The following is a 22,420-nucleotide window of genomic DNA, read 5'->3' as shown; positions in this document are numbered from 1 at the left end:
ACGCCATGTTGCCCGGAACCAGCACTGTCCTACGTCACGCCGCGAACACGCACAGCTTGCGGATCCTTGCCATCCTGAGCACGTTGATGGCCTTTGCATCGATTTCGACGGACCTGTACCTGCCCGCGCTGCCTGCCATGGCCATGGCGCTGCATGCGGATGCGGGTACGGTCGAGCTGACGATTTCGGGCTATCTGGTCGGCTTCAGCCTGGGTCAGCTGTTATGGGGCCCGCTCGGCGATCGGTACGGTCGCCGCCTGCCGATCTGCGTCGGGCTAGTGTTGTTCATCCTCGGTTCCGCGGGCTGCGCGCTGTCGACCAATGCGAGCATGCTGGTCGGCTGGCGCGCACTGCAGGCCGTGGGTGCCTGCGCCAGTGTCGTGATCGCCCGCGCGATGGTGCGCGATCTCTATAGCGGCCACCGCGCGGCCCAGATGATGTCCACGCTGATGACGGTGATGGCCATCGCGCCGCTGTTGGGGCCGAGTGTGGGTGGGCAGATCCTGCATGTCACATCGTGGCGGGCGATTTTCTGGGCGCTGGTGGGGGTTGGCCTGGCGACGCTCGCGATGCTCGGCGCTCTCCCCGAAACCCTGCCGCCGGAGCGCCGCAATCGCGCACCGCTGCGGCACGCGCTGGCCGATTACGCCGCACTGCTGCGCCACCGCCGGGTGCTCGGCTACGCAGGCGCAGGCGGTTTTTTCTATGGCGGCCTTTATGCGTATATCGCCGGCACGCCGTTTGCCTACATCAACTATCACCAGGTATCGCCGCAACGCTATGGCCTGCTGTTCGGCGCGGGCATCATCGGCATCATGATCACAAACCAGTTCAACGCCAGGCTGGTGGCGCGGCTCGGCAGCGATCGGCTGATGCGGGCCGGCGCCCTTGGCGCGGCGCTCGCGGGCATGTTGCTGGCGGTCGACGCATGGACGGGGTGGGGCGGGCTGACGGGCCTCGTGGTGCCGCTCTTTCTGTATGTTTCAGCGACCGGGTTCATTGTCGCCAATTCGATCGCCGGCGCGCTCGGCAGCTTCCCGGAAGGCGCCGGCGCGGTGTCCGCGCTGATCGGCGCGATCCAGTATGGCACCGGCATCCTGGGGTCGGCGCTGGTCGGCCTGTTCGCCGACGGCACGCCGTGGCCGATGGGATGGGTCATCGCGCTGATGGGGATCGGCAGCCTGCTTTGCGCACGGCTTCTGGTGCCGTCCACCGGCGTCGTGCCGGGCACGGCATCGGCGTGCGCTTGAACATGGCGTCTCACGCCAGCGCGATCAGGATCAGGATCAACCCTGCCCCAATGGCGACGGCGCCGATGGCGCGCGCGGCGCGCTCGCCGGCCGGTGCGAGACGCTCGACGGTGATGGCTGCCGTCACGGCAGCCATCACGCGCAGGTCCATGACCCCGATGACAAGGAGGATCGAAGTCAGGCCTGCACAGCTGCAGCTGCAGTGCAGGCCGAGGGTCAGGCCGAGCTGCAGCCCATTTCGTCCATTTCGCCACGCCGTGCCGGCGTGCCCCCGCAGCCCGCGGCCGGGCCCAGGTGCCTCCCGGCAGCAGGCAAGGTGGCGGGCCTTCCAGGCGGTGAACTGAAATGCGCCGGCGCTCAGGACTACCACGCCCGCCATGAGCGGAACCGCGCGTGCCAGCGCCGGCAGCCGCATCTCGAGCGCCGCCAGCGCAGCACCCAGCGCAAAGACGGCCATGCCGAGCACGGCCCACACGAAGAAGTACCCCACGCCCACCAGCGCGGTCAGCCGGCCCAGGCGCGTCGGGCCTGTCGTGCCGGCGGCCTGGCGGTAGCGCCACAGCATGGGCACCAGGGAAGGCAGCATCATCGCCGCCATCATCACGACCCACATGCCGAGGAATGACGCCGCAACGCGGGGCCACGTCTGTCCGCACATCCGCATCCACGCCATCGACATCGTCCAGCCGCCGGGCATCGGCATCGCGCCCATCGCCGACATGGACGCGGACCAGGCGATCGTCACCGCCGTGCAGGCGGAGAAGAGCAGCGCGCAGACGCCCAGGAAGGCGCGCTCGGAGACCAAGCTTCGTGGAGGCTGCGCTCCCCGGGATGCGTCTGCGTTGCCCATGGCTTGGCTCAGCGCTCGCCGTACTCGTCGTGGCGGCGCCACCAGATGCCCGTCTCGTTGCGCCCCTTGGGGGCGCGGTCGAGCCATTGGTACATGCCCCAGAGGCCGTCCACCCCGCGCGCATAGGTGGAGTAGGTGTGATAGACCACGCCATCCTCGAGCACGAACGCGCTCAGGCCCGGCCGATCGCGCGAGTACGTGGCTGCGTCGGTGCCGCATGTGGCTGCGAACTGGGCGACGGGCTCCGGGGCCGGTGCTGCGTCCATCGCGTGGCCACCGCGCTGGTAGTTGTACTCGATGCCGCCCTCGCGCTGTTGCGTCTCGGTGAAGGAGACGTTGGCATCGAAGTTGAAATCGCTGCCGAACGAGGACGCCCAGGGAAACGTCCACCCCATTCGCCGCTTGTACGCCTGCAGTTTCGCCAGCGGTGCGCGCGACACTGCCGTCAGCGTGACGTCGTGATTCGCCAGGTGAACCACGACGCCGTTGAACCCGTCCGCGATCGACGAGCAGGACGGGCACCCCGCCGTGTAGTCGGGCCCGAACATGAAGTGGTAGACAAGGAGCTGCGAGCGCCCCCGGAAGAGGTCTGCCAGCGAGGCGCTGCCTTCGTCGGTCTCGAACCGGTACGCCTTGTCGACCCGGACCCACGGCAACGCCTGGCGTCGCCGCGCCAGCTCGTCGCTGCGCCGCGTCAGGTCCTTTTCCGCCTCGAGCAGCTCGAGCCGCGCTGCCAGCCACTCTTCGCGTGTCGCGGTCATGTGTTGCGTCATCATGCTTTCCTCCGTTGGGTGTCCATCGTCGCTCACTTAGTGCTAGGTACGATGTATGGGTTGGTGGTCGTGATAGATTAGTGCCGGGCATCCGAACGATGGGAGTGACAAGTGTGGCGCGATTGGGATTCAGATGGATTCGCTGATCACCGCTGCGGCGCGCGCGCTCGCGGCGGGTGACCCGCTCGGCGCGCTGAACCGGGTCGCCTTGCGCGACGACGCGCCAGCGCTTGCGCTGCGCGGCATCGCGATGGCGCAGCTTGGCGATCTCGTGCGCGCGAAGGCGCTGGTGCGAAGCGCGGCGCGCGCCTTCGGCCCGAAGGAGGCCGTGGCCCGCGCGCGGTGCGTGGTCGCCGAGGCCGAGATCGCGCTGGCCTCGCGCGACCTGAGCTGGCCGGCAAAGACGCTCGACGCGGCGCGCGCAACCCTGGAGGCGCATGGCGACCGGGTGAACGCCGCGCATGCGCGGTTTCTCGAAGCCCGGCGCCTCCTCCTGATCGGGCGCCTCGACGAGGCCGAGCTTGCGCTGGCCCAGCTCGACCCCGCGCCGTTTCCGCCCGCGTCCAGCGCCGCCCATGCGCTGGTCGTCGCGGGGATTGCCATGCGGCGCCTGCGCACGCAGGCGGCACGCGCAGCGCTTGCCCGGGCCGAGCGCGCCGCGCGCCACGCCGGCATCCCCGCGCTGACGGCGGAGGTCCAGAGCGCATTCCTCATCCTGAAAACGCCCGCGGCGCGCCTGATTGCGCGCGGCGAGGAGCGGTTCCTCCTGCTCGATGAGGTGGAGGTATTGCTGGGGTCCAAGGCGCTCGTCGTCGACGCGTGCCGTCATGCCGTGCGTGACGCGGGCACGGTGGTTTCGCTGGCAAGGCGTCCGGTGCTGTTCGCGCTCGCACGCGCGCTGGCCGAAGCGTGGCCCGCGGACGTGCCTAGGGACGCGCTCGTTGCGCGGGCATTCCGCGCCAGGCATGCCGATGAGTCGCATCGCGCGCGGCTACGCGTTGAAATCGGGCGGCTTCGCACGGTGCTCGGGCCGCTGGCTGGCGTGAGCGCGACCCAGCGCGGGTTTGCGCTGGTGCCGCACGTCGCCCGTGAGGTTGTCGTGCTGGCGAGGCCCGTCGACGAGGCGCATGCGGCAGTGCTCGCCTTCGTTGCGGACGGTGAATCATGGTCTAGCTCAGCCCTGGCGGTGGCCCTTGGCGCCAGCCAGCGCACCGTGCAGCGGGCGCTCGACGCGCTTGCGGCAGCCGGCAAGGTGCAGTCGTTTGGGCGCGGGCGGGCGCGCCGCTGGCTGACGCCGCCCGTGCCGGGATTCGCGACGACCTTGTTACTCCCCGCGCCACTGCCGGGTGACTAGAATGCACTTCATGGAAAGCACTTCATAGAAAGCACATCACTACAGCATGACGAGGATGGAAACATGAAACGATCTGCGGCCGACATCATCCGTGAATATGGTCCCTTTCCGGGTGTCGATAGCGTGCATGGGGTCACGTATGACGGCCAGCAAGTCTGGTTTGCCACCGGCGACAAGCTGATCGCGCTGGACCCGGCGAGCGGGAAGACGCTGCGCTCGATGGATGTCGCCGCACACGCAGGAACGGCCTTCGACGGCCAGCACCTGTTCCAGATCGCCGAGGATCGCATCCAAAAGATCGATCCGCAGACCGGCCGCGTGGTCGCCACGATTCCGGCGCCCGGCGGCGGCAACGACTCGGGACTCGCATGGGCCGAAGGGACGCTCTGGGTGGGGCAGTACCGGGAGCGGAAAATCCATCAGGTCGATCCCCAAACCGGCGAGATTCTTCGCACCATCGAGTCCAATCGCTTCGTCACCGGGGTCACCTGGATCGAGGGAGAGCTCTGGCACGGCACCTGGGAAGGCGAGCAGAGCGAGTTGAGGCAAGTCGATCCCCGAACGGGAAAGGTCCTGGAGAGCATCGAGATGCCAGCCGGCGTCGGCGTGTCGGGGCTCGAATCCGATGGCGGCGACCAGTTCTTCTGCGGAGGCGGAAGCAGCGGGAAGGTAAGAGCCGTGCGCCGGCCCGGGCGAAGCGGCGCGGCCGGCAGCGGCTCCGGGATCCCCGTCGACGCCACTAGCAAGTAACCGAGGCGCCCCCTACGGGCGAGGGGGGCGGCTTGAGGAGCCGCCTGATGCCCGTCGCTAAACGGTATATACTGTTTAGCCTGTTTTTGATTTGAGAATGACCGTGAATTCACCCATCATCAAGCCGCCGACGAAAGAAGTCTTTCATTTCCCGACGAGCGCGCCGGTAGCCGACAGCAACGCAGCCGCCCCCAAGGGGAAGATCCCAAGGGGCTCGGGTAGCAAGAAGGCCGTGACCAAGGCCGCAACGAAGGCCGCAACGAAGGCCGCAACGAAGGCCAAGCCCAAGGCTGCACCGAAGGCCGAGACCAAGACTGCAACGAAGGCCGAGACGAAACCCCAGAAGAGCAAGCCATCGAAGGCGGAAGCTCGCGCCGATGTGGCCGCGCCGAAAAAAGTGCAGGGCGCCAAGAAGGAAAAGGTGCTGCGCGACAGCTTCACGATGCCGAAGTCCGACTACACGAAGCTCGCCGAGCTCAAGCAGCGGTGCCTGGACGCGGGCGTGCACATCAAGAAGAGCGAGATCCTGCGCGCCGGATTGCTGCTGCTTGCCGCAAGCTCGCCGGAGCAATTGCTGAGCGCGGTCTCAAAAGTCGAAGCCATCAAGACCGGGCGTCCGGCCAAGGCCTGAGCGGCGTGCCTCGGGCGGCGGGTTCCGGTTGCAGCCCGCCGTCGCCGAAACATTGGCCTATCCGTGTTTTGCCATGTCCTCGAACTTGGCAAATACCCGAGCCTGGACAGCATCCATGACGGCGAGGATTTGCGCATTGGCGGGCGCACTTGCTGTCACGCCGGTCGCGTCCTTCGGTTTTGAGCCGACCGGATAGCACACAAACTCCGTATCGAACCTGCCTGCCGACTCCTTCTTCAGGCGCCGGTTGAGTGCCTTCAGATATTGCTTCTTGGTGGTCTTTGACATAGGTGCCTCGGTCCTCCATGCGGTTGCAAATAGCGAGGCGCAAGCGTCGTGACGCATGGTCCCCGTTTTCGTTGAAGTGCTTCCACGACTCTCTTCTTTGCCAAGAGTAGAACATAGTCCAGGAAGCTCCCGCTGGTCAAATGTGCGTCCCCGGGCTGCTGGAGGTGGCTCAGTGCAGGCCCTGCGTTTGCCTGCACGGCCGCTCTCGGCCAGTTTCGCTTGTTCGACATTGGTGTCGGGATCATCGACAATCTCGATGCATTTATTCGGTTGCGTTCCCCACTCTGTGCGGCCTGGGCGGCACAGGGCGATGTGATGGCGGTCGACGGATACCGAGCCGCGTTTCCGGACGTCTTATCTGATTGACCGTTGTGAGATTCCCACGATGTCAGCGTCTTTCGTCGTAGCCGCAGCCCAATCCATTTCCGTCGCCGGTGACATACAGCAGAACGTCGACCGGCATCTCTCATTTCTACGCGAAGCCGCCGCGAGACGCGTGCGCCTGGTCGTCTTTCCCGAGCTGTCGCTGACCGGATACGAGAGCACCATTGCAAGCGAAGTCGCAATCCACGACGACGACGCGCGGCTCGCGCCCCTGCGTCACGAATGCACGCGAAGCGGACTGACCGCCGTCGTGGGCGCTCCCTTACGCTTCGACGATGGGGTGCGGATCGGCGCGCTGACGTTGACGCCGGACGGCAAGGTCACCAGCTATACGAAGCAATACCTGCATCCAGGAGAAGACGCGACCTTCGCGCCCGGACCAGGCGGGCCGCCGATTTCCGTTGACGGCGAGACTGTCGCGCTCGCCGTTTGTGCAGACACGGGCCATCCAGAGCATGCAGCGCAAGCGTCCACCATGGGCGCGGTCCTGTACGCGGCGGGCGTGCTATTCACCGCGAACGGTTACGCCGCGGATACCGCGTTGCTCCGGCGCTATGCGGAACAGCACCGCTTCGCCGTACTGATGGCTAACCACGGCGCCGACACAGGCGGATGGTCATCCATAGGCAAGAGTGCGTTTTGGGACGAGGGCGGCCGCTGCGTCGTCGCAGTGGACGGACCAGGGGCCGCGCTGGTCATCGCGAGCAGGGCCGACGCCGGCTGGCACGGTGAAGTCGTCTCGTTGCGATGAACCAATTTGAGTGGTGCATTTGTATCGCCACGCCGTGCGGGGAGGGCGGGCAAGCGAAGCGTGTCGACCGCTAGCCCGACCTCGGCCACTATTGCTGCGTGAGCATCAGGTTCAGGTTCTGAACCGCAGCGCCGGATGCGCCTTTGCCAAGATTATCGAACACCGCGGACAGCAGGACATGCCCGTGCTCCATGTTAGGAAATACGCTTAAGCGCATGTCGTCCGTACCGTTCAGCGCCTGTGGATCCAGATGCTTCAAGACGGACGATTCGTGCAGCGGCAACACACGTACATGGGCCGCCCCGGCATAGTGGCGTGCGAGGCATGCGTGTAACGTGGCGCCATCCACGTGGGGCGCCAGCAGCCGCAACTCCAGGGGCACCGTCAGCACGATGCCCTGGCGGAACGCACCATACGCAGGGACGAAGATGGGACGCTGCGCGAGCCCGGCGTGCTGCTGGATCTCCGGGGGGTGCTTGTGCGCGAGTTCCAGACCATATACCTGGTATGAAGGCGCGCTGGCGGCACCTTGCCCCTCATGTTCCTCCACGCCGGCACGCCCGCGTCCGGAATAGCCCGACACCGCATGAATGCTGATTGGGTAGTTGCCTGGTATGAGCCCAGCCTGCAGCAGGGGACGCAGCAAGCCAATGGCACCGGTCGGATAGCAACCGGGATTGGTGACCCGACGTGCGTTGGCAATGCGCTCAGCCTGTCCCTGCGTCATTTCCGGAAAGCCGTAAGTCCAGTCCGGATGTGTGCGGTGGGCGGAACTTGCGTCGATTACCCTGACGGCAGGATTCACAATGGCGTGCACCGCCTCGCGCGCGGCGGCATCAGGCAAACAGAGAATGGCGATGTCGCAGGCGTTGATGGCTTCCGCGCGACGCCGCGGATCTTTGCGTTCCGCAGCGGCAAGCGTGAACAGTCTAAGGTCGGTCCGGTTGCGCAACCGTTCGTGGATCTGCAACCCGGTGGTGCCTTGGTCGCCGTCGATGAAAACAACGGGAGAGCTCATAAGTGAAATACTCCGGTGACTGTGGGTTGTGACAAGTAGAGCGAGCCCCTATGTTCCATGGAGCGATAGAATAGGGAAAGTTGTATTTCATAACGTGAATATTCAGTTTTTCTGAATCTGGACGCCGACATGCGAGAGATCAGCCTGGACCGTTTGCGCACACTGGTCGCCATTGCCGACCGTGGCTCGTTTGCCGATGCGGCGCGTGCATTGCACCTGGCGCCGCCAACGGTCAGCCTCCACATTGCTGAACTCGAAGACCGCATTGGGGCTCCACTCCTGTCACGCAAGCGCGGACACGTCAGGCCGTCGGCGATAGGAGAGGTGCTGGTGGAACGCGCGCGTCGACTGCTGGCCGATGCGGAGCAGGCGTTAGACGATATTCAACGCCAGGTGGAGGGGCTCGAAGGGCGTGTGCGGCTTGGTGCGTCGACTGGCGTGATCGCGCACCTGTTGCCGCAAGCGCTTGAGGTGCTGCGCCAGCACCATCCCGCTATCGACATTCAGGTTGTAGTACTCACTTCGCATGAAACGCTGTCCCGACTGGCGGATGGAACGCTGGATGTTGGCCTGATCGCACTGCCTCAGCCCCCGGCGGCTGGACTCGTGATAAAGCCTTGGCGCCGCGACCCCGTGATGGCCTTTGTGCCGGCGCATTGGCGGTGTCCGGCCCGCGTCACGCCTGAATGGCTCGCCGCCCAACCTCTCATTCTCAATGACGCAACCACGCGTCTCTCGCGTCTGACTGCGGAGTGGTTCGCGACCGCGGGGCACCATCCTGCGCCGCGCATTCAGCTCAACTACAACGACGCGATCAAGAGCCTGGTAGCGGCAGGTTACGGCGCAGCGCTGTTGCCCCACGAGGCCACTACGCCATTGCCCGACAACCGCATTGTCATGCGTGCGCTGCGCCCGGCGTTGTGGCGTCGGCTTGGCATTGCACATCGTGCGGGGTACGTTGAGCGTTCCACGCAACACGTACTTGATGTGTTGTGGGGGCTGCGATTGGCGTAGGCGTTGCCATTTGCCATTTGCCATTTGCCAATTCCGAAGTTCGCCGACTTCTCTGGGCTCCTACCCCATCGGCAGGGCACTTCCTCCCTCGCTGTATAGCCCTGTCAAGACCGGTACGTCGGGTGCCCCAACGCATGGCAGTTCTTTGCTTGTGTGTACTAGGACACGGTACAGATTCGCACTTTCGCATGACTATCAGAGAATCTAGCCCTCAGTGAGGCATTGGTGACGGAAACGCTGCGCGCCTACGGCAATGGTTAAAGCAGTCGGCGACCGCTTCGCTGCACGGTCACGTCCAATGTCTTACTTACAGGGAGACAGGGAGGACTACACGATGTCCCTTTGCGCACTCAGGAAGGCATTTGGTGCCATTGCGGCGGCGGGCCTAATAAGCCTTGCGCTGGCCGGTTTGGCACAGGCCGCGGATCTCAAACTGGCCATGAGTTCGGCGCCGACCTCTATGGACCCACACTTCTACAACCTTTACGCGAACAACAACGTGGCCGCGCATATTTTCGATACCATGGTGTCGAGGGACGCGGACAGCCGCATCATCCCGGGTCTTGCCGAATCCTGGAAACTGGTCAACGACTTAACTTGGGAATTCAAGATCCGCAAGGGCGTGAAATTCCATGACGGCTCAGAGCTGACCACCGAGGACATTGCCTGGTCGCTGGACCGCCCGGCCACCATCCAGAACAGTCCCGGCAAGTTCGACGTCTATACCAAGGCGATCGTCAACAAAAAGGTGATCGACAGGTACACCATCCAGCTCACCACCGAACAGCCGTATCCGCAGATATTGAGCGACCTCACGGCGATCTCGATCGTGCAGAAGATTGCCACGCAGAGGCTGACCTCGGACGATTTTGCGCACGGCAAGGGGATGATCGGCACGGGGCCGTTCAAGTTTGTCAGCTATGCGCGCGATGACCGGGTCGAGTTGGTGCGCAACCATGACTACTGGGGCCCCAGGCCGGCATGGGAAGCGGTAACGTTGCGCTTCATTCCCAATCCGGCCACGCGCCTGGCCGCCTTGCTCTCCGGCGACGTGCAGGCCATCGAGAACGTGTCAACGCCCGACTTACCCAAGGTTCGCAACGATCCAAGGTTGATCTTCTTCCACAAGATCTCGCACCGCGTGATCTACCTGTACGTCGATGCCAAGCGTGACAAGTCGCCCTATGTGACGACTCGGGAGGGCCAGCCGATGGACAAGAACCCGCTGAAGGATGCGCGGGTGCGCAATGCCATCAGCATGGCCATCAACCGGCAGGGCATCAAGGACCGTCTGATGGAAGGCCTGTCGGAGCCTACCAACAACCTGGTGCCGTCGACCCTGTTCGGCTACAACCCGGACCTTAAGCCGGTCAAGTACGAACCGGAGCGGGCCAGGAAACTGCTGGCCGAAGCCGGCTACCCCAACGGCTTCGGCCTGACGCTCCATACTCCGAACAACCGCTATGTCAACGACGAGCAGATTGCCGAGACCATTGCGCAGAACCTCACGCGTATCGGCCTCGTGACCAAGGTGGAAGGCATGCCGATGGCCACGTACGCGTCCAAGGGCATCAAGCACGAATGGTCGTTCGGGCTGAGCGGCTGGGGCGCGCAGACCGGAGAAGTCAGTTCGCCGCTGCGCGCGTTGCTGGCCTGCGAGGACAATAAGAGGGGCTTCGGGACATACAACTGGGGCGAATACTGCAATCCCAAGATGGATGTCGTACTGGAGAAGGCGCTGGCAACCGTGGATGACAACGAGCGATCCAAGCTACTTCAGGAGGCGACCGAAATTGCCCTCAACGATGGCGGCATCATCCCGATCCACCTGCAGGTGACTACCTGGGCCACGCGCAAGGGCATTATCTATGTGCCCCGTACTGACGAGCGGACCCTCGCATATTTCTTCGCGCCGCAGTAAGGAAGGTCGCTGATTCAGTGCTTGCGGGTTTTCCCTCAATTCTGGGCGCGGATCGCGGTGAGACAATCCAGCCGTATCGCACGAACTATGCATCGTAGCGATCCAATGCTCGCAGACCAACCGAAGGGAGATGAATATGCATCGCTTTGTCGCTCTTTCCGCTGTCCCAATCGCTTTTGCCTGTGGCTACCTTGCAGCCCATACGGGACTGCCGCCGGCCCACGCGCAGATCCCGCCCGCCACGTTGGCGCCGCAGATCATCAACTTGGTTGCCATGAGCAATGAAGACATCGGACCGCAGGTTCCCAATATGGGCACGCTACGTACGAAAGGGCTGGTGGCGACGCCACAAGGGACCGTTGCAGTGCAATCGGGCAATGTTCCGAAGCACTATCACACCAGCGCCGACGAGATCCAGTATGTCATTTCAGGAAAGGGCACATTCTGGCTGGGCAGTGAACAGCGCGAGGTCGGCCCGGGCGACCTGATTATCATTCCAAAGGGTGTCGCGCACGCGGGTTCGATCGCAACCAGCGGCGATTTCAAGGCGCTGGCAATCAAGTTGCCGCCGCAGGCTGCCGGGGATACCCATATGCTTCCCTGAAACATCAACGCACTGAAGGCGGAAGCTCTGGCTCCCGCAAGAGGCCAGCTTGTTCTCGCCCCCCCTGTTCCCTCCGGCCGTGTCCTGGCGGCCAGTTGCTGCTGCCCGACCCGCCCCACATTACAAAAAAGCTCCTCGCGCTTTTTTTTCACATTAGAATCAAGTGCACGAGAACGATGCCCACGGAGAGCATCGCATCGATATTGCCGGCCGGTTTGCCGGATCAGTGTAACGAAAATCGATCGCAGTCGAGCAATTTATGGACAACCATAATCTGGCTTTGACGCTTTACCATCACAGTATCGAGACGCCCGAGGCAATCGCCATTTGCTGTGACGGCCGTTCCCTGACCTATGCCGACCTCGCACAACGTGCCGCACGGCTGGCTCACTTCCTACGTGAAAGCCCTGAGTGGGGCATAAACGGTGGGCATCCGCCGCGCATTGGCGTTCTCGCGCCGCAAAGCATCGAGGCGTATGTCGCACTGCTCGGCACGTGCTGGGCGGGGGGCACCTATGTGCCGATCAGCATAAGTGCCCCGCCCGAGCGGATCGCCGAAATCCTGGCGCGCTGTCGCCTCGCCGCGATCGTGGTGGACACACAAGGTGCGGCGTTACTCGCCCGGGAGCTCCTTCATGTTTGCCCACCACTTGTCGTCGCGCCTGATCCACAGGCGTTGAATGCATTGAGTGGTGGTGCCGTCAAGGTGGTCTCGACCGATGCGCTGCCGTCCGCGCGGGTGTCGGAACCGAAGCATGTCGGCGCGGGACACCCGGCCTACATCATCTTCACGTCAGGCACGACCGGCACACCAAAGGGCGTCGTCATCCCGGCGGGCGCTGTACACCACTATATCGACTCGATCTCCGCGATACTAGGATTGACCTCCGATGACCGGGTGCTTGAAACCGCTGAACTGTCTTTCGACGCATCGGTGCATAACATGTTTTCGACATGGGAAGCCGGAGCATCGCTATATGTCCTTCCGAAGCACCAGGCAATGAATGCGGTCAAGCGTGCAGTCGAAGCGCGGCTCACCGTGTGGAACTCCGTGCCGTCGCTGGTTGGGATGCTGCGTCAGCTAAAATCGTTGCGTCCTGGCGTGCTGCCCGATATTCGCATTGCTGCTTTTGGCGGTGAACAGTTGTCGGCTGGAATCGTCGATGCGTGGCGAGTTGCAGCGCCCAACAGCACGATCCACAACCTTTACGGTCCCACCGAGACTACCGTGTACTGTCTGAATGAGGTTGTCGGCAAGCCGACGCCTCTGACGCCTGGGCGCGATGTGGTGGCGATCGGGCGGCCATTGCCCGGAAATCTCGCAGCCGTGTTCAGCGAGACGGGGGCGATGCTCGCCGACGGCGAATCCGGCGAGTTGGGAATTGGCGGCCCGCAGCTCGCCATCGGCTACCTGGATGCGCCGGAGCTCACGGCACAGCGCTTTCCGACTCGCGCGGGCGCGCGGTGGTATCTAACCGGCGATCGCGTTGTGCGCAATGCGTCCGGAACATTGCATTACCTGGGCCGGGTGGATAACCAGGTGAAAGTGCTCGGTCATCGCGTTGAACTCGAAGAAGTCGAGGCCCATTTGAGGATCGTCGCTGGTGCCGACCTGGTGGGGGCCGTAGGCTGGCCAAGCGATGTCGACGCAACACGCGGCATCGTAGCGTTCGTCGCCGGCGACGCGGTCGACACTGCAAAGGTGCGGCGCGATCTCGCGCGGCGTCTACCTGCGTACATGGTGCCTTCACGGGTTATCGCGTTGCCCGGCATGCCGCTCAATCGAAACGGAAAAGTAGACCGCCATGCCTTGCTGGATCTGCTCGAACGGGGGAGCTGAAAGTGAGCCAGCGGCGCGACCTGATAATCGACCCGGCCATCGAGAATCCGCAGACCGTTGCAAGGACGCCCAGACGGTCGCTCCGCGAAATCATCTCGATCGACAGACGCGAACCGATCGTCGCATTTTCAGAGACCGCGCGCGGCCGGCTGCTGATCGTCACGTTGTTTACCCTCGTGCTGATACGAGTGAATGGCTGGCCAATGTTGATCGCCGGCGGGGCCGCTGCGTTGTCGGCATATGCGCCGCGCTTTCGCGGCATCGCCACGTTTGTTGCCAGCTTATCGTTGCTGCCGGCTTCGGGCCTATGGTTTTCGTTCGACATTATCGCCGCGGCGATGGCGCATGAACGGGTCGCAGGCGCGTCGGCGGTTGTGCTGGCGTACATGGCGCTGATCGCCTTCATGCTGGTCGCATGGCTCACGCTGAGCGCGGCTCGACACAACGACGCGCTGTTCGTAGCGCGCCGACCGGTATCGACGCTGCTCGCCATCGAAGCGGTGCTGTGCGGCCTCACGTGTATGCCGTTCGTCCACGGATGGCTAAGAGTCGGCGTATGGGCGTTTCTGGCGATCGCAACGCCGAACATCTGGTTTTTCGCCTATGCGCTCGTCGATCAGCGTTCCCGCGCACGGGGACCGATGCTGTACCAGCTAGGTCTCTTTCACCCGTTCTGGGGTTCGACCTCAACGCCGTGGGGTAAAGGAGCAGCATTCCTGCGCAAGGTCCAGTCGACGACGCGGCGCGAAATCGCGGTGACACAACTCAAAGCGGTCAAGCTGCTACTCTGGTCGTGCGTTCTGGCGGACATCAACACAGCGGCGCACTGGATGGGCGCGTCGGTCCTGCGAATTCCTACCCTCGAAGGTGTGCAGGCCGCGTATTTTCAGCATCGGCCATATCCGATTGCGATCGGCTGGACAGCGCTCGTGCTGGATGTCGTGTTCTCGGCATTGACGCTCGCTGCTGCGGGGCATCAGGCGATCGCGGTGGCGCGCCTTGCCGGCTATCGTCTGCCGCGCAATACGTGGCGCCCGCTCGAGTCGCGCTCGCTCGCGGATTTCTGGAACCGGTACTACTACTATTTCAAAGAACTACTGGTTGATTTCTTTTTCCTGCCGACTTTTCTTAGGGCCTTCCGCCAACATCCGCGCTTGCGGATTTTCTTCGCGACATTCATGGCAGCGGGCGTCGGCAATGCAATATACCACTTCGTTCGAGATATCGGACTTGTCGCGGTGATTGGGTTCAAGGCCACGTGCGAGACATTTACGAGCTATGTCTTTTATTGCGTCGTACTGGCGCTGGGCATCGGCATTTCGCAAGTCCGTTCACTTTCCGGTCCACGAGTGCCGCGCACACGGGCGGCCCGCCTGGCCGCATTCGTTGGGATTTGGCTGTTCGTCATATGCCTTCATCCGTTTGGCAACGAAACGCGTTTCTATACCCTCGAACAGCGCATCACGTTCATGGCTAGTCTTATCGGAGTCGATTGATGGATAATCAACATAAGGTACAGATTCGTGCGTTCGTCGTTGACGCACTGCGCAATCGCAATGACAACGGCGAACTTGCCGATCATGAATCGCTTTTTATCAGCGGCCGACTTGATTCGCTCTCGATGCTGATGCTCGTCGCTCATTTGGAGGCGGAATTCGATATTGATTTCGCCACCGTTGACTTTGACGTCAATCTTATAGACTCGATCGATGAAATTGAGGCGCTGGTTCGTGAAAGGGCGGCTCTATAGCCTGCCGAACAGTCGTCGTTTACCACGGGCAAACGACCGCGCGTTGAAAGGGTTATGAATGTCAGGTGTACTTGCCCGCAGTGATGGGCAACCCACGCGCAAATAGAGAGTCCTTTTGGAGACGAAGGCAATCCTGTTGGTTGGCGTGTTGGCAGTGCCCAAGCAACGGCCGTTGTACCTTGGAAGCCGCCGTAGAGGTCGCGCCGGGTCGACGGGCTGAAGTGGGTCGATCTGCGACCTTCGTTCTCCCCGCAGGTTGTCCGATAAGCAGTTTTTCCTGTGCCGCCACCCAATCGCAGGGTCAAGCACTAATACTCAGATCCCTCTGCGTGGGCACCTGGACCGTCTCTAGGTTCCTGCATCTGCATGGGCGCCGACGGCGCGCCCTACCTACTGCCCCAGCTTGCCGCACCACGCGCGCATGCTCCTGTGCACGAATCTTCCCCATCTCGCGTTAAGCCTCTGGAAGCGGATTCGCCAGGGTCACCTGCGGATCCTCAGCCCCGCTTGTACAGACCCAAAATAACCGGAAAAACGTGAAACAGAGCCTCTTCGCAATCGCCGCGATGTCTACCTTCGTCGCGGTCTGCGCCAGCATTGGTAGCGCTTGCGCCACCCCTCCAACGATTGCTTCAAACCTGCCACGCACACCGAGCATCAGGAAGGTACCGTCTTCTTCTGCTTCGACCGCGATCGCGCTCACGTCCACTTACTCCAGAACCGACCCGCGCCTCGAATTCTTCAATGCGCTCAACTCCCTGCGCATCGCAATGGGTGTAGGCGCGTTGCGGCAAGACGCCGCCCTGGACGCCGCGGCCGAGAACCACCTGGAGTATATGAAGCTCAACGCGGTGATGAGCCACACGGAGATCCCCGGGAATCCTGGTTTCACCAGTCCCGATCCGTACCAGCAAGTACTCACCGTGGGCGGATGGCACAAGCAATGGGTTGGACAGAATGCTTACAACGGCGAGATTGGCCGCTGCCTTGCCTCGATGGCGAACTCGGTTTACCACCTGCAAGGGATTACCAGCAATCAGGAGACCATCGGCCTCGCCATGCATGACAATTACTGCGTGACGAACTTTGGTGTGGTGACCGCAGCCGGAACCGGCGGCTATGGCCTCGCCCAATGGGGCGGCCAACAACTGCCTCCCGGCACTGGCGCCCACTACCCAGCCGACAATGCCAACGTCCACGGCTTGTTCATTCCTGGCCAGGAGATCCCGAATCCAGCGCCCGATCTGGCCAGAGCCGGTCCCCCGATCATGTTCCGCGTCAACGTTGAAAAGCCATCTGACGTGCTGACGGTTTCGAACTTCATCCTGACGGGGCCTGGCGGCAGTCGCGTACCGGCTCGCATCCTGGTGCCTGCCGAATCCAAGGCTGGCTCGGTTGCTTCGGCTGTCGAGGACGCGAGCTTGTTTCGAGGGGTAGTGTTCCTGCTCCCCACGCAGCCCATCGCTGCCGGCACATACACAGCGACTTTCGTCGGCTCGCGAAATGATGTGGCGATCAACAAGTCCTGGAGTTTTACAGCATACTGATCAGCCTCTTCCGCGTCTGGGCAGGCCGAGAATGCATCAAACTTTGCCCCCTGTCTTCTTTGGGGGTTTGTGGACTACCCCCTGATCTTCATACCCGGTACGGCAGGTCGCCCGGCGATTGCGGTCGTCGCTTGCCGGCCGGGGGCAGCCTATGGATAGAAGGTTTCGCCACGGTTCAGCATGTTGACGAATTCCTCGACTTTACGCGCCCTTGTTTCTGGTTTTTTGGCATTCTGTACCCGAAACAGGATGGCATAGCGGTTACGGCTGTTCAGTGTTGCAAAAAACTTCTTGGCTTCCGGATTTGCGTCCAAAGCCACCTGCAGGTCGTCCGGCACTATCGAGTTACTGGCGGACGTATAAGCAGCCTTCCAGCGGCCGTCCTTCCTGGCTTTCTCGATTTCGCACATGCCGGGCGGGCGCATCCTGCCTGCGGCGATCAGCGCTTCAGCCCTGTCTTTGTTAAGTTTGGACCAGATGCTTTTTGCGGAGCGTGGGGTGAAGCGTTGTAACCAGTACTTCTCGCTCTCAGCCTTCTTTTGACCATCAATCCAGCCATAGCAGAGGGCGCTTTCCAACGCCTGTTCGTAGGTTACGGTTCGCTGCTCGGTGCCTTTTTTCGCCAGACGCAGCCATGCTCCCGTCGAAGTGCTGCCGTTTTGCCCTAACCAACTTTCCCATTCGGTCTGACTGGAAAATGTTAGAGCGCATTCGGTCATGTCACTATCCTGAATGGTTGAGTACATGTGCGGGGGAGGGCGTCCGCAGCCTAACAGTGTTTATACGGACATCAACGTCCGTGGTGCGACCGGAGCGCCGCCGAGTCCGGTCATTCGATGGAGATCCGCTACGCACATCGATGATGCGTTGGTCGCGCCGCGGCGCTAGACAGTAATCTCGAACACGAATGCACCACCTTTAATTGCCCGGGGTGGTTAGGCCAAATTCGCGAAACAGAACAGATGCGCGGTCGTCTGGCGAGATCGTGTATTGCTCTGCTTGTCCGTTTGCGATGATCTTCAGTGCGTCGCCAAACAGGATTTTTCGACCAGTCTCGTTGTGCAGGACGATCAACACTTTTTGCACAAAAACCGCGTCGGGGTGTGTCGAATTCAGATAGTTGGCGGGGGAAAAGTCAATCCATTTCTGTGGAGACAGGTCGAAGGAGTATTGGTTCGCCCATTGCCCATCGACAAGTGCCTTCAGTAGGTACTCCCCGTCGCTTGTCCTGGTCAGCATAAACGTATCGGCATCCTGTTTGACTTCGACGTCAATCAAGTCGAGTCGCATCGGAGCTCTGATTCCGTAACTTCCGAAGCCGAGATCGCATAGCCAGCGTTCACCGGCCACGGTCAGCACGAGTGCCATATGGGTCTTGGGTCTTTCGACCGCGTAGAACATCGGTCTCGCCGCGACAAACTGGTAAGGTACCCCAAGCTCTTGCAGGGCCATCGCGAACATTCCGTTCACCTCATAGCAGTACCCGCCTCGGTTCCGATGAAGGATCTTCTCGGCAATTCTCTCGGGAACGAGGGAAACGCCTTTTTTTGCCTGCACGTCCAGATTTTCGAATGGAACAGTGAAGAGCTGCCGCCTCATCATTTCAGCAATGGTGGCAATATCTGCCACCGCGGGCCGTTCAAAACCGATCCGGTCGAAGTAGTGTTGCAACGTAAAATTCTCTGCTTTCATTTCATGGCAGTCTCGGTGAAAGAGCTTTCATCGTGACATCCCGGCCAGCTTCGGCCTATATACAATAGCGAAGAATCTGTTACGTAACAGATTTGGTTAAGTAGGCAATGAGAATGCAGAGGCGGCAGGCCGAAAGTCTTGCCAAAGAACGATGAGAGCCGTCTGCGAGCCAATGCCTGCCTGGCTTCTGACATCGGAAACGCGGTCTTCAAGTCGTAGCGACAGACATCCCAGCAAAGGCTAGGCAAGCAACCGCAAGGCATCAGCGAGCGAGAGCACCGTTGTGCGCGATTCGAACGCCGTTGAAAAAAGATGGTCGTGCACGACCTGATCTGGGTCGTAGCAGCAATCCTTGACCGTGAATAAACGGAAGTCCGCATCGCTCGCGTACGCGACCGACGACAGCACCACACCGGTCGACGCAATGCCCACCATGAGCAGGGTATCGATGCCCTGCGCGGAAAGCCGCACCTGCAGGTCGGTGCCAAAGAACACGCTAGCGCGATGCGCGATGATGAGCGGTTCGGTGGCCTGTTGGCCGAGTTCCGGCGAGATCTGGTCGTCGACGAAAAGACCGAGTTGCTTGATTCCCTGCCCGTTCCTGTTCAACGGGCTGACTTCCGGATAGCCTGGGCGAAAGTGAATCTTGGCGAAATAGACGCTGACGCCCTTGGCCCGTGCGGCGTCACACAGCTTGCGCGTATTGGAGAGCAAAGTGGGCGCGACCGATGGAAATAACGCCAGGATGTCAGTCTGATAGTGCATGACCACCAGAGCGGTTTGCGCTGCAACAATTGGCTGAATCCGCATGGTCACACTGTGCGCATCAGCGGTGCTTTCCATGCCCTGTCGATGGTCTGATGAATCGACGGCTCCACGTTCAACGGGTGGCGACATAAGGCTACGCGGTAGAGGATGATGTGATCGACTCTACCACGATCAATCGGCCCGGACGGGCGCCGGAACGTGGTCCGGCGCCCTGATTTGCCCCTTACTTCACGCTCGGCTATCGGTTACGCAGATCGAAGCGATCGAGGTTCATCACCTTGACCCAGGCAGCGACGAAGTCCTTGGCGAACTTATCCGCGCCGTCCTCGCTTGCGTACACCTCGCACAGGGCCCGGAGCTGGGAGTGCGAGCCGAACACCAGATCCACCCGCGATCCGGTCCACTTGACCTGCCCCGTCTTACGGTCACGTCCCTCGAACACATCCTGGGAGAGCGCCTTCCATTCCACGCCCATGTCGAGCAGGTTACGGAAGAAGTCGTTGGTTAGCGTTTCCGGGCGGTCGGTGAAGACGCCGTGCGCATCGTTCCCCGTGTGGACATTCAGCACGCGCAGGCCGCCGATCAGCACCGTCATTTCGGGCGGGGTCAGAGTCAGCAACTGCGCCTTGTCCAGCATCATCGCTTCCGCCGGAACACGCGCTCGTGGGTTGAGGTAATTGCGGAAGGCATCGGCCGCCGGTTCGAGGGCGCCAACCGATTGCACGTCGGTCTTTTCCTGCGAAGCATCCATGCGGCCCGGGGAGAATGGTACGGTCAGCTTGCGCCCGGCCTTTTCCGCGGCCTTCTCGATACCCGCGCTGCCCGCCAGCACGATCAGATCGGCCATCGAGATCTTCTTGCCACCCGACTGGGCACCGTTGAACTCGCTCTGGATACCTTCCAGGGTTTTCAGCAGCTTGGCCAGCTGATCCGGCTCATTGGCCGCCCAGTCCTTCTGTGGAGCCAGGCGAATGCGCGCGCCGTTGGCGCCGCCGCGCTTGTCCGAACCGCGGAACGTCGATGCCGATGCCCAGGCAGTCTTCACCAGTTCCGAGACCGACAGCCCCGATGCCAGGATCTTCTGCTTGAGCGCCGCCACGTCCTGGTCATTGACCAGCGGATGGTCTAGCGCCGGAATGGGATCTTGCCAGAGCAGTTCTTCAGCCGGGACTTCCGGACCGAGGTAGCGGGCGCGCGGTCCCATGTCCCGGTGGGTCAGTTTGAACCAGGCACGGGCGAATGCATCAGCGAACTCCTCAGGGTTCGCCATAAAGCGCCGCGAGATTTTCTCGTAGATGGGGTCGAAGCGCAGCGACAGGTCCGTGGTCAGCATTGTCGGCTTGAGCTTCTTCGACGGATCGTGAGCGTGCGGAACCGTTTCGCCGGCATCCTTGGCCACCCACTGGTTGGCGCCTGCAGGGCTCTTGGTCAGCTCGTATTCATAGCCGAACAGGTTTTCGAAGAAGCCACTGTCCCACTTCGTCGGCGCGGTCGTCCAGGTGACTTCCAGACCGCTGGTGATCGAATCCGCGCCTTTCCCTGTGCCGAAGCTGCTCTTCCATCCCAGGCCCTGGTTTTCAAGGCCGGCGGCTTCGGGCGCGGGGCCCACGTGATCAGCGGGACCCGCACCGTGGGTCTTGCCGAAGGTGTGGCCGCCGGCAATCAGCGCGACGGTCTCCTCATCGTCCATGGCCATGCGGCCGAACGTATCCCGGATGTCGTACGCCGCGGCGAGCGGGTCCGGATTGCCTTCGGGGCCTTCCGGATTCACGTAGATCAGGCCCATCTGCACGGCACCCAGGGGATTCTCGAGGTTGCGGCCGGGGTCGGTGCGGCTGACTTCACCGCCGTGCAACTCCTCGTCGCCTTTGCCGTAACGGACGTCGCCGCCCAGCCAGGTCTTTTCATTCCCCCAATAGACGTCCTGGTCCGGTTCCCAGGTGTCTTCACGGCCCCCACCAAAACCGAATGTCTTGAATCCCATGGTTTCGAGGGCAACGTTACCCGCGAGGATCATCAGGTCGCCCCAGGAAATCTTCTGGCCATACTTCTGCTTGATGGGCCAGAGCAGCCGGCGAGCCTTGTCCAGGCTGACATTGTCCGGCCAGCTGTTGAGCGGTGCGAAACGCTGCTGGCCCCGCCCGCCACCGCCGCGGCCGTCACCGATGCGGTACGTGCCGGCGCTGTGCCAGGCCATACGGATAAACAAACCACCGTAATGGCCGAAGTCCGCCGGCCACCAGTCCTGCGAGTCGGTCATCAGCGCCGCGAGGTCCTTCTTGACTGCGGCGAGGTCGAGGCTCTTGAACGCCTCGGCATAGTTAAAGCTCTTGTCCAGTGGGTTGGACCTGTCGGAGTGCTGGCTGAGCAACTCTAGCCGCAACTGCTTCGGCCACCAGTCCCGGTTGGTGGTGCCGTCACCGGCGGCGTGGTTGAAGGGGCACTTTTCGTTAGACATGCTCTCTCCTTCGGAGGCGTACCAAACGTGAGTTCTAGTGAGTTCTAGTGACTTCTAGTGACTTCTAGTATTTCCGCGTCAATGCTTCCACTCGGGACCTGCGTCGGCAGGCCTGCCGCACACAAAATATAGTTGAAAGCGTTCGGCAACAGAATATGAGTTTGCAATCGCCTCAATAGCGCGTCGCTATCGGCCGCCCGCGACCGTGCTGGGGTTAGCCCCACCGATTGTCGCCCGGTGCTTGACCTATAGTTCCGATACGTAAGCAACGTAAGCAACTGCAGCGATCAGCGCTCGGAGGTCGGAATCATGGTCATGGCTACCACGCTGGCAAGATGCCTGAGCAAGAGGCAGAGCCAGTTTGAAACCGTTCGTCGCCCAAGCGGCCCGGCAACTGCGCAGACTGCGTATGTCCCCGGTGACCGGCTCGCCCGAACTATCCTGCTGGAGGACGACCGAGGCTACCTCGCCGCGGTGATCCCTTCCACCCACCAGCTGAAGCTGTTAGATATCTGCGAACAAACCGGCCGCAAGCTGTCGCTGGCGCATGGGGATGGCGTGCTTGAAGTGTTCAGGGACTGCAGCATCGGCGCGCTCCCGCCGGTCGGTATGGCGTACGGCACGCTGACCTGGCTCGACGACAGCCTGCTGACGCATCCCGACGTCTACTTCGAGGCGGGCGACCATGAGGAACTGGTGCACATGAGCACCGAGCAGTTTGCCGCCCTCATGACCGAAGCTCGGCGCGGGCATTTCGCGCACCGGATGATGTAGGGC

The 22,420-nt window shown here is 62.1% G+C and carries 21 protein-coding genes; 13 read left to right on the top strand and 8 right to left on the bottom strand.

The window, feature by feature from the left end; genetic code table 11:
* Window positions 1–5: 5 nt before the first annotated feature.
* Window positions 6–1,250, top strand: coding sequence for a Bcr/CflA family multidrug efflux MFS transporter (locus ACX12D_RS15690; RefSeq protein ID WP_459371839.1), 1,245 nt, complete (start codon window positions 6–8; stop codon window positions 1,248–1,250).
* Window positions 1,251–1,260: 10 nt separating this feature from the next.
* Here ACX12D_RS15690 and ACX12D_RS15685 read toward each other — a convergent pair whose 3' ends face one another.
* Both ACX12D_RS15685 and ACX12D_RS15680 read right to left on the bottom strand, forming a co-directional pair.
* Entirely contained in the window at window positions 1,261–2,100 is an 840-nt protein-coding gene (locus ACX12D_RS15685; RefSeq protein ID WP_459371837.1) for a copper chaperone, read from the bottom strand.
* Window positions 2,101–2,108: 8 nt separating this feature from the next.
* Window positions 2,109–2,873, bottom strand: coding sequence for a DUF899 domain-containing protein (locus ACX12D_RS15680; protein WP_459374042.1), 765 nt, complete (start codon window positions 2,871–2,873; stop codon window positions 2,109–2,111).
* A 133-nt stretch (window positions 2,874–3,006) separates the two neighbouring features.
* On the opposite strand from ACX12D_RS15680, the gene ACX12D_RS15675 reads away from it, so the two are divergent.
* The 3 genes from ACX12D_RS15675 (at window position 3,007) to ACX12D_RS15665 (ending at window position 5,608) form a co-directional block, all read left to right on the top strand.
* Complete coding sequence (locus ACX12D_RS15675; RefSeq protein ID WP_459371836.1) at window positions 3,007–4,227, top strand: helix-turn-helix domain-containing protein; 1,221 nt, start codon at window positions 3,007–3,009, stop codon at window positions 4,225–4,227.
* Between the two features lie 63 nt (window positions 4,228–4,290).
* Entirely contained in the window at window positions 4,291–4,977 is a 687-nt protein-coding gene (locus ACX12D_RS15670; protein ID WP_459371835.1) for a Vgb family protein, read from the top strand.
* A gap of 232 nt (window positions 4,978–5,209) precedes the next feature.
* Window positions 5,210–5,608 carry a hypothetical protein gene (locus ACX12D_RS15665; protein WP_459371834.1) on the top strand — a complete coding sequence of 133 codons (399 nt, stop codon included), beginning with the start codon at window positions 5,210–5,212 and terminating at the stop codon, window positions 5,606–5,608.
* A 57-nt stretch (window positions 5,609–5,665) separates the two neighbouring features.
* Here the strand turns inward: ACX12D_RS15665 and ACX12D_RS15660 are convergent, their stop codons facing one another.
* Window positions 5,666–5,896 carry a hypothetical protein gene (locus ACX12D_RS15660; RefSeq protein ID WP_459371833.1) on the bottom strand — a complete coding sequence of 77 codons (231 nt, stop codon included), beginning with the start codon at window positions 5,894–5,896 and terminating at the stop codon, window positions 5,666–5,668.
* Window positions 5,897–6,281: 385 nt separating this feature from the next.
* Between ACX12D_RS15660 and ACX12D_RS15655 the strand changes: the two genes are divergently transcribed.
* On the top strand, window positions 6,282–7,031 hold the full coding sequence (locus ACX12D_RS15655) for a carbon-nitrogen hydrolase family protein (RefSeq protein WP_459371832.1): 750 nt from the start codon (window positions 6,282–6,284) through the stop codon (window positions 7,029–7,031).
* Window positions 7,032–7,119: 88 nt separating this feature from the next.
* Here the strand turns inward: ACX12D_RS15655 and argC are convergent, their stop codons facing one another.
* Window positions 7,120–8,049, bottom strand: coding sequence for an N-acetyl-gamma-glutamyl-phosphate reductase (gene argC, locus ACX12D_RS15650; RefSeq protein WP_459371831.1), 930 nt, complete (start codon window positions 8,047–8,049; stop codon window positions 7,120–7,122).
* A 129-nt stretch (window positions 8,050–8,178) separates the two neighbouring features.
* Between argC and ACX12D_RS15645 the strand changes: the two genes are divergently transcribed.
* From ACX12D_RS15645 to ACX12D_RS15615, 7 genes are all read left to right on the top strand, one after another.
* Window positions 8,179–9,063, top strand: coding sequence for a LysR family transcriptional regulator (locus tag ACX12D_RS15645; protein WP_459371830.1), 885 nt, complete (start codon window positions 8,179–8,181; stop codon window positions 9,061–9,063).
* Window positions 9,064–9,397: 334 nt separating this feature from the next.
* Complete coding sequence (locus ACX12D_RS15640) at window positions 9,398–10,984, top strand: ABC transporter substrate-binding protein (protein WP_459374041.1); 1,587 nt, start codon at window positions 9,398–9,400, stop codon at window positions 10,982–10,984.
* Window positions 10,985–11,120: 136 nt separating this feature from the next.
* Window positions 11,121–11,588: a cupin domain-containing protein gene (locus ACX12D_RS15635; RefSeq protein ID WP_459371829.1), complete on the top strand. Its 468-nt coding sequence runs from the start codon at window positions 11,121–11,123 to the stop codon at window positions 11,586–11,588.
* Between the two features lie 259 nt (window positions 11,589–11,847).
* Window positions 11,848–13,428, top strand: a complete 1,581-nt coding sequence (locus ACX12D_RS15630) for an amino acid adenylation domain-containing protein (RefSeq protein ID WP_459371828.1) — start codon at window positions 11,848–11,850, stop codon at window positions 13,426–13,428.
* Between the two features lie 2 nt (window positions 13,429–13,430).
* A complete protein-coding gene (locus ACX12D_RS15625) occupies window positions 13,431–14,924 on the top strand; it encodes a hypothetical protein (protein ID WP_459371827.1) in 1,494 nt (497 codons plus the stop codon).
* Window positions 14,924–15,178, top strand: a complete 255-nt coding sequence (locus ACX12D_RS15620; RefSeq protein WP_459371826.1) for a phosphopantetheine-binding protein — start codon at window positions 14,924–14,926, stop codon at window positions 15,176–15,178. The genes ACX12D_RS15625 and ACX12D_RS15620 overlap by 1 nt, the downstream gene beginning before the upstream one ends.
* A gap of 536 nt (window positions 15,179–15,714) precedes the next feature.
* Window positions 15,715–16,725 carry a CAP domain-containing protein gene (locus tag ACX12D_RS15615; protein ID WP_459371825.1) on the top strand — a complete coding sequence of 337 codons (1,011 nt, stop codon included), beginning with the start codon at window positions 15,715–15,717 and terminating at the stop codon, window positions 16,723–16,725.
* Between the two features lie 149 nt (window positions 16,726–16,874).
* On the opposite strand, the gene ACX12D_RS15610 is transcribed toward ACX12D_RS15615, so the two are convergent.
* From ACX12D_RS15610 to katG, 4 genes are all read right to left on the bottom strand, one after another.
* A complete protein-coding gene (locus ACX12D_RS15610; protein ID WP_459371824.1) occupies window positions 16,875–17,444 on the bottom strand; it encodes a YdeI/OmpD-associated family protein in 570 nt (189 codons plus the stop codon).
* A gap of 199 nt (window positions 17,445–17,643) precedes the next feature.
* A complete protein-coding gene (locus ACX12D_RS15605) occupies window positions 17,644–18,417 on the bottom strand; it encodes an arylamine N-acetyltransferase family protein (RefSeq protein ID WP_459371823.1) in 774 nt (257 codons plus the stop codon).
* A 240-nt stretch (window positions 18,418–18,657) separates the two neighbouring features.
* Window positions 18,658–19,260, bottom strand: coding sequence for a cysteine hydrolase family protein (locus ACX12D_RS15600; RefSeq protein ID WP_459371822.1), 603 nt, complete (start codon window positions 19,258–19,260; stop codon window positions 18,658–18,660).
* 163 nt (window positions 19,261–19,423) lie between these two features.
* Window positions 19,424–21,643 (bottom strand): catalase/peroxidase HPI, encoded by a 2,220-nt coding sequence (gene katG / locus ACX12D_RS15595; RefSeq protein ID WP_459371821.1) that lies wholly within the window; start codon window positions 21,641–21,643, stop codon window positions 19,424–19,426.
* Between the two features lie 309 nt (window positions 21,644–21,952).
* Between katG and ACX12D_RS15590 the strand changes: the two genes are divergently transcribed.
* Complete coding sequence (locus ACX12D_RS15590; RefSeq protein ID WP_459371820.1) at window positions 21,953–22,417, top strand: aminoacyl-tRNA deacylase; 465 nt, start codon at window positions 21,953–21,955, stop codon at window positions 22,415–22,417.
* The last annotated feature ends 3 nt before the right edge of the window (window positions 22,418–22,420 follow it).

This window comes from Cupriavidus sp. PET2-C1, assembly GCF_054515855.1.
This window is presented reverse-complemented; position numbering and strand designations above follow the sequence as displayed.

Coding starts and splice junctions, on each gene's coding strand:
- ACX12D_RS15690 (WP_459371839.1), top strand. CDS start 6: ATGTTGCCCGGAACCAGCACTGTCCTACGTCACGCCGCGAACACGCAC.
- ACX12D_RS15685 (WP_459371837.1), bottom strand. CDS start 2,100: ATGGGCAACGCAGACGCATCCCGGGGAGCGCAGCCTCCACGAAGCTTG.
- ACX12D_RS15680 (WP_459374042.1), bottom strand. CDS start 2,873: ATGACGCAACACATGACCGCGACACGCGAAGAGTGGCTGGCAGCGCGG.
- ACX12D_RS15675 (WP_459371836.1), top strand. CDS start 3,007: ATGGATTCGCTGATCACCGCTGCGGCGCGCGCGCTCGCGGCGGGTGAC.
- ACX12D_RS15670 (WP_459371835.1), top strand. CDS start 4,291: ATGAAACGATCTGCGGCCGACATCATCCGTGAATATGGTCCCTTTCCG.
- ACX12D_RS15660 (WP_459371833.1), bottom strand. CDS start 5,896: ATGTCAAAGACCACCAAGAAGCAATATCTGAAGGCACTCAACCGGCGC.
- ACX12D_RS15655 (WP_459371832.1), top strand. CDS start 6,282: ATGTCAGCGTCTTTCGTCGTAGCCGCAGCCCAATCCATTTCCGTCGCC.
- argC (WP_459371831.1), bottom strand. CDS start 8,049: ATGAGCTCTCCCGTTGTTTTCATCGACGGCGACCAAGGCACCACCGGG.
- ACX12D_RS15645 (WP_459371830.1), top strand. CDS start 8,179: ATGCGAGAGATCAGCCTGGACCGTTTGCGCACACTGGTCGCCATTGCC.
- ACX12D_RS15640 (WP_459374041.1), top strand. CDS start 9,398: ATGTCCCTTTGCGCACTCAGGAAGGCATTTGGTGCCATTGCGGCGGCG.
- ACX12D_RS15635 (WP_459371829.1), top strand. CDS start 11,121: ATGCATCGCTTTGTCGCTCTTTCCGCTGTCCCAATCGCTTTTGCCTGT.
- ACX12D_RS15630 (WP_459371828.1), top strand. CDS start 11,848: ATGGACAACCATAATCTGGCTTTGACGCTTTACCATCACAGTATCGAG.
- ACX12D_RS15620 (WP_459371826.1), top strand. CDS start 14,924: ATGGATAATCAACATAAGGTACAGATTCGTGCGTTCGTCGTTGACGCA.
- ACX12D_RS15610 (WP_459371824.1), bottom strand. CDS start 17,444: ATGACCGAATGCGCTCTAACATTTTCCAGTCAGACCGAATGGGAAAGT.
- ACX12D_RS15605 (WP_459371823.1), bottom strand. CDS start 18,417: ATGAAAGCAGAGAATTTTACGTTGCAACACTACTTCGACCGGATCGGT.
- ACX12D_RS15600 (WP_459371822.1), bottom strand. CDS start 19,260: ATGGAAAGCACCGCTGATGCGCACAGTGTGACCATGCGGATTCAGCCA.
- katG (WP_459371821.1), bottom strand. CDS start 21,643: ATGTCTAACGAAAAGTGCCCCTTCAACCACGCCGCCGGTGACGGCACC.
- ACX12D_RS15590 (WP_459371820.1), top strand. CDS start 21,953: ATGGTCATGGCTACCACGCTGGCAAGATGCCTGAGCAAGAGGCAGAGC.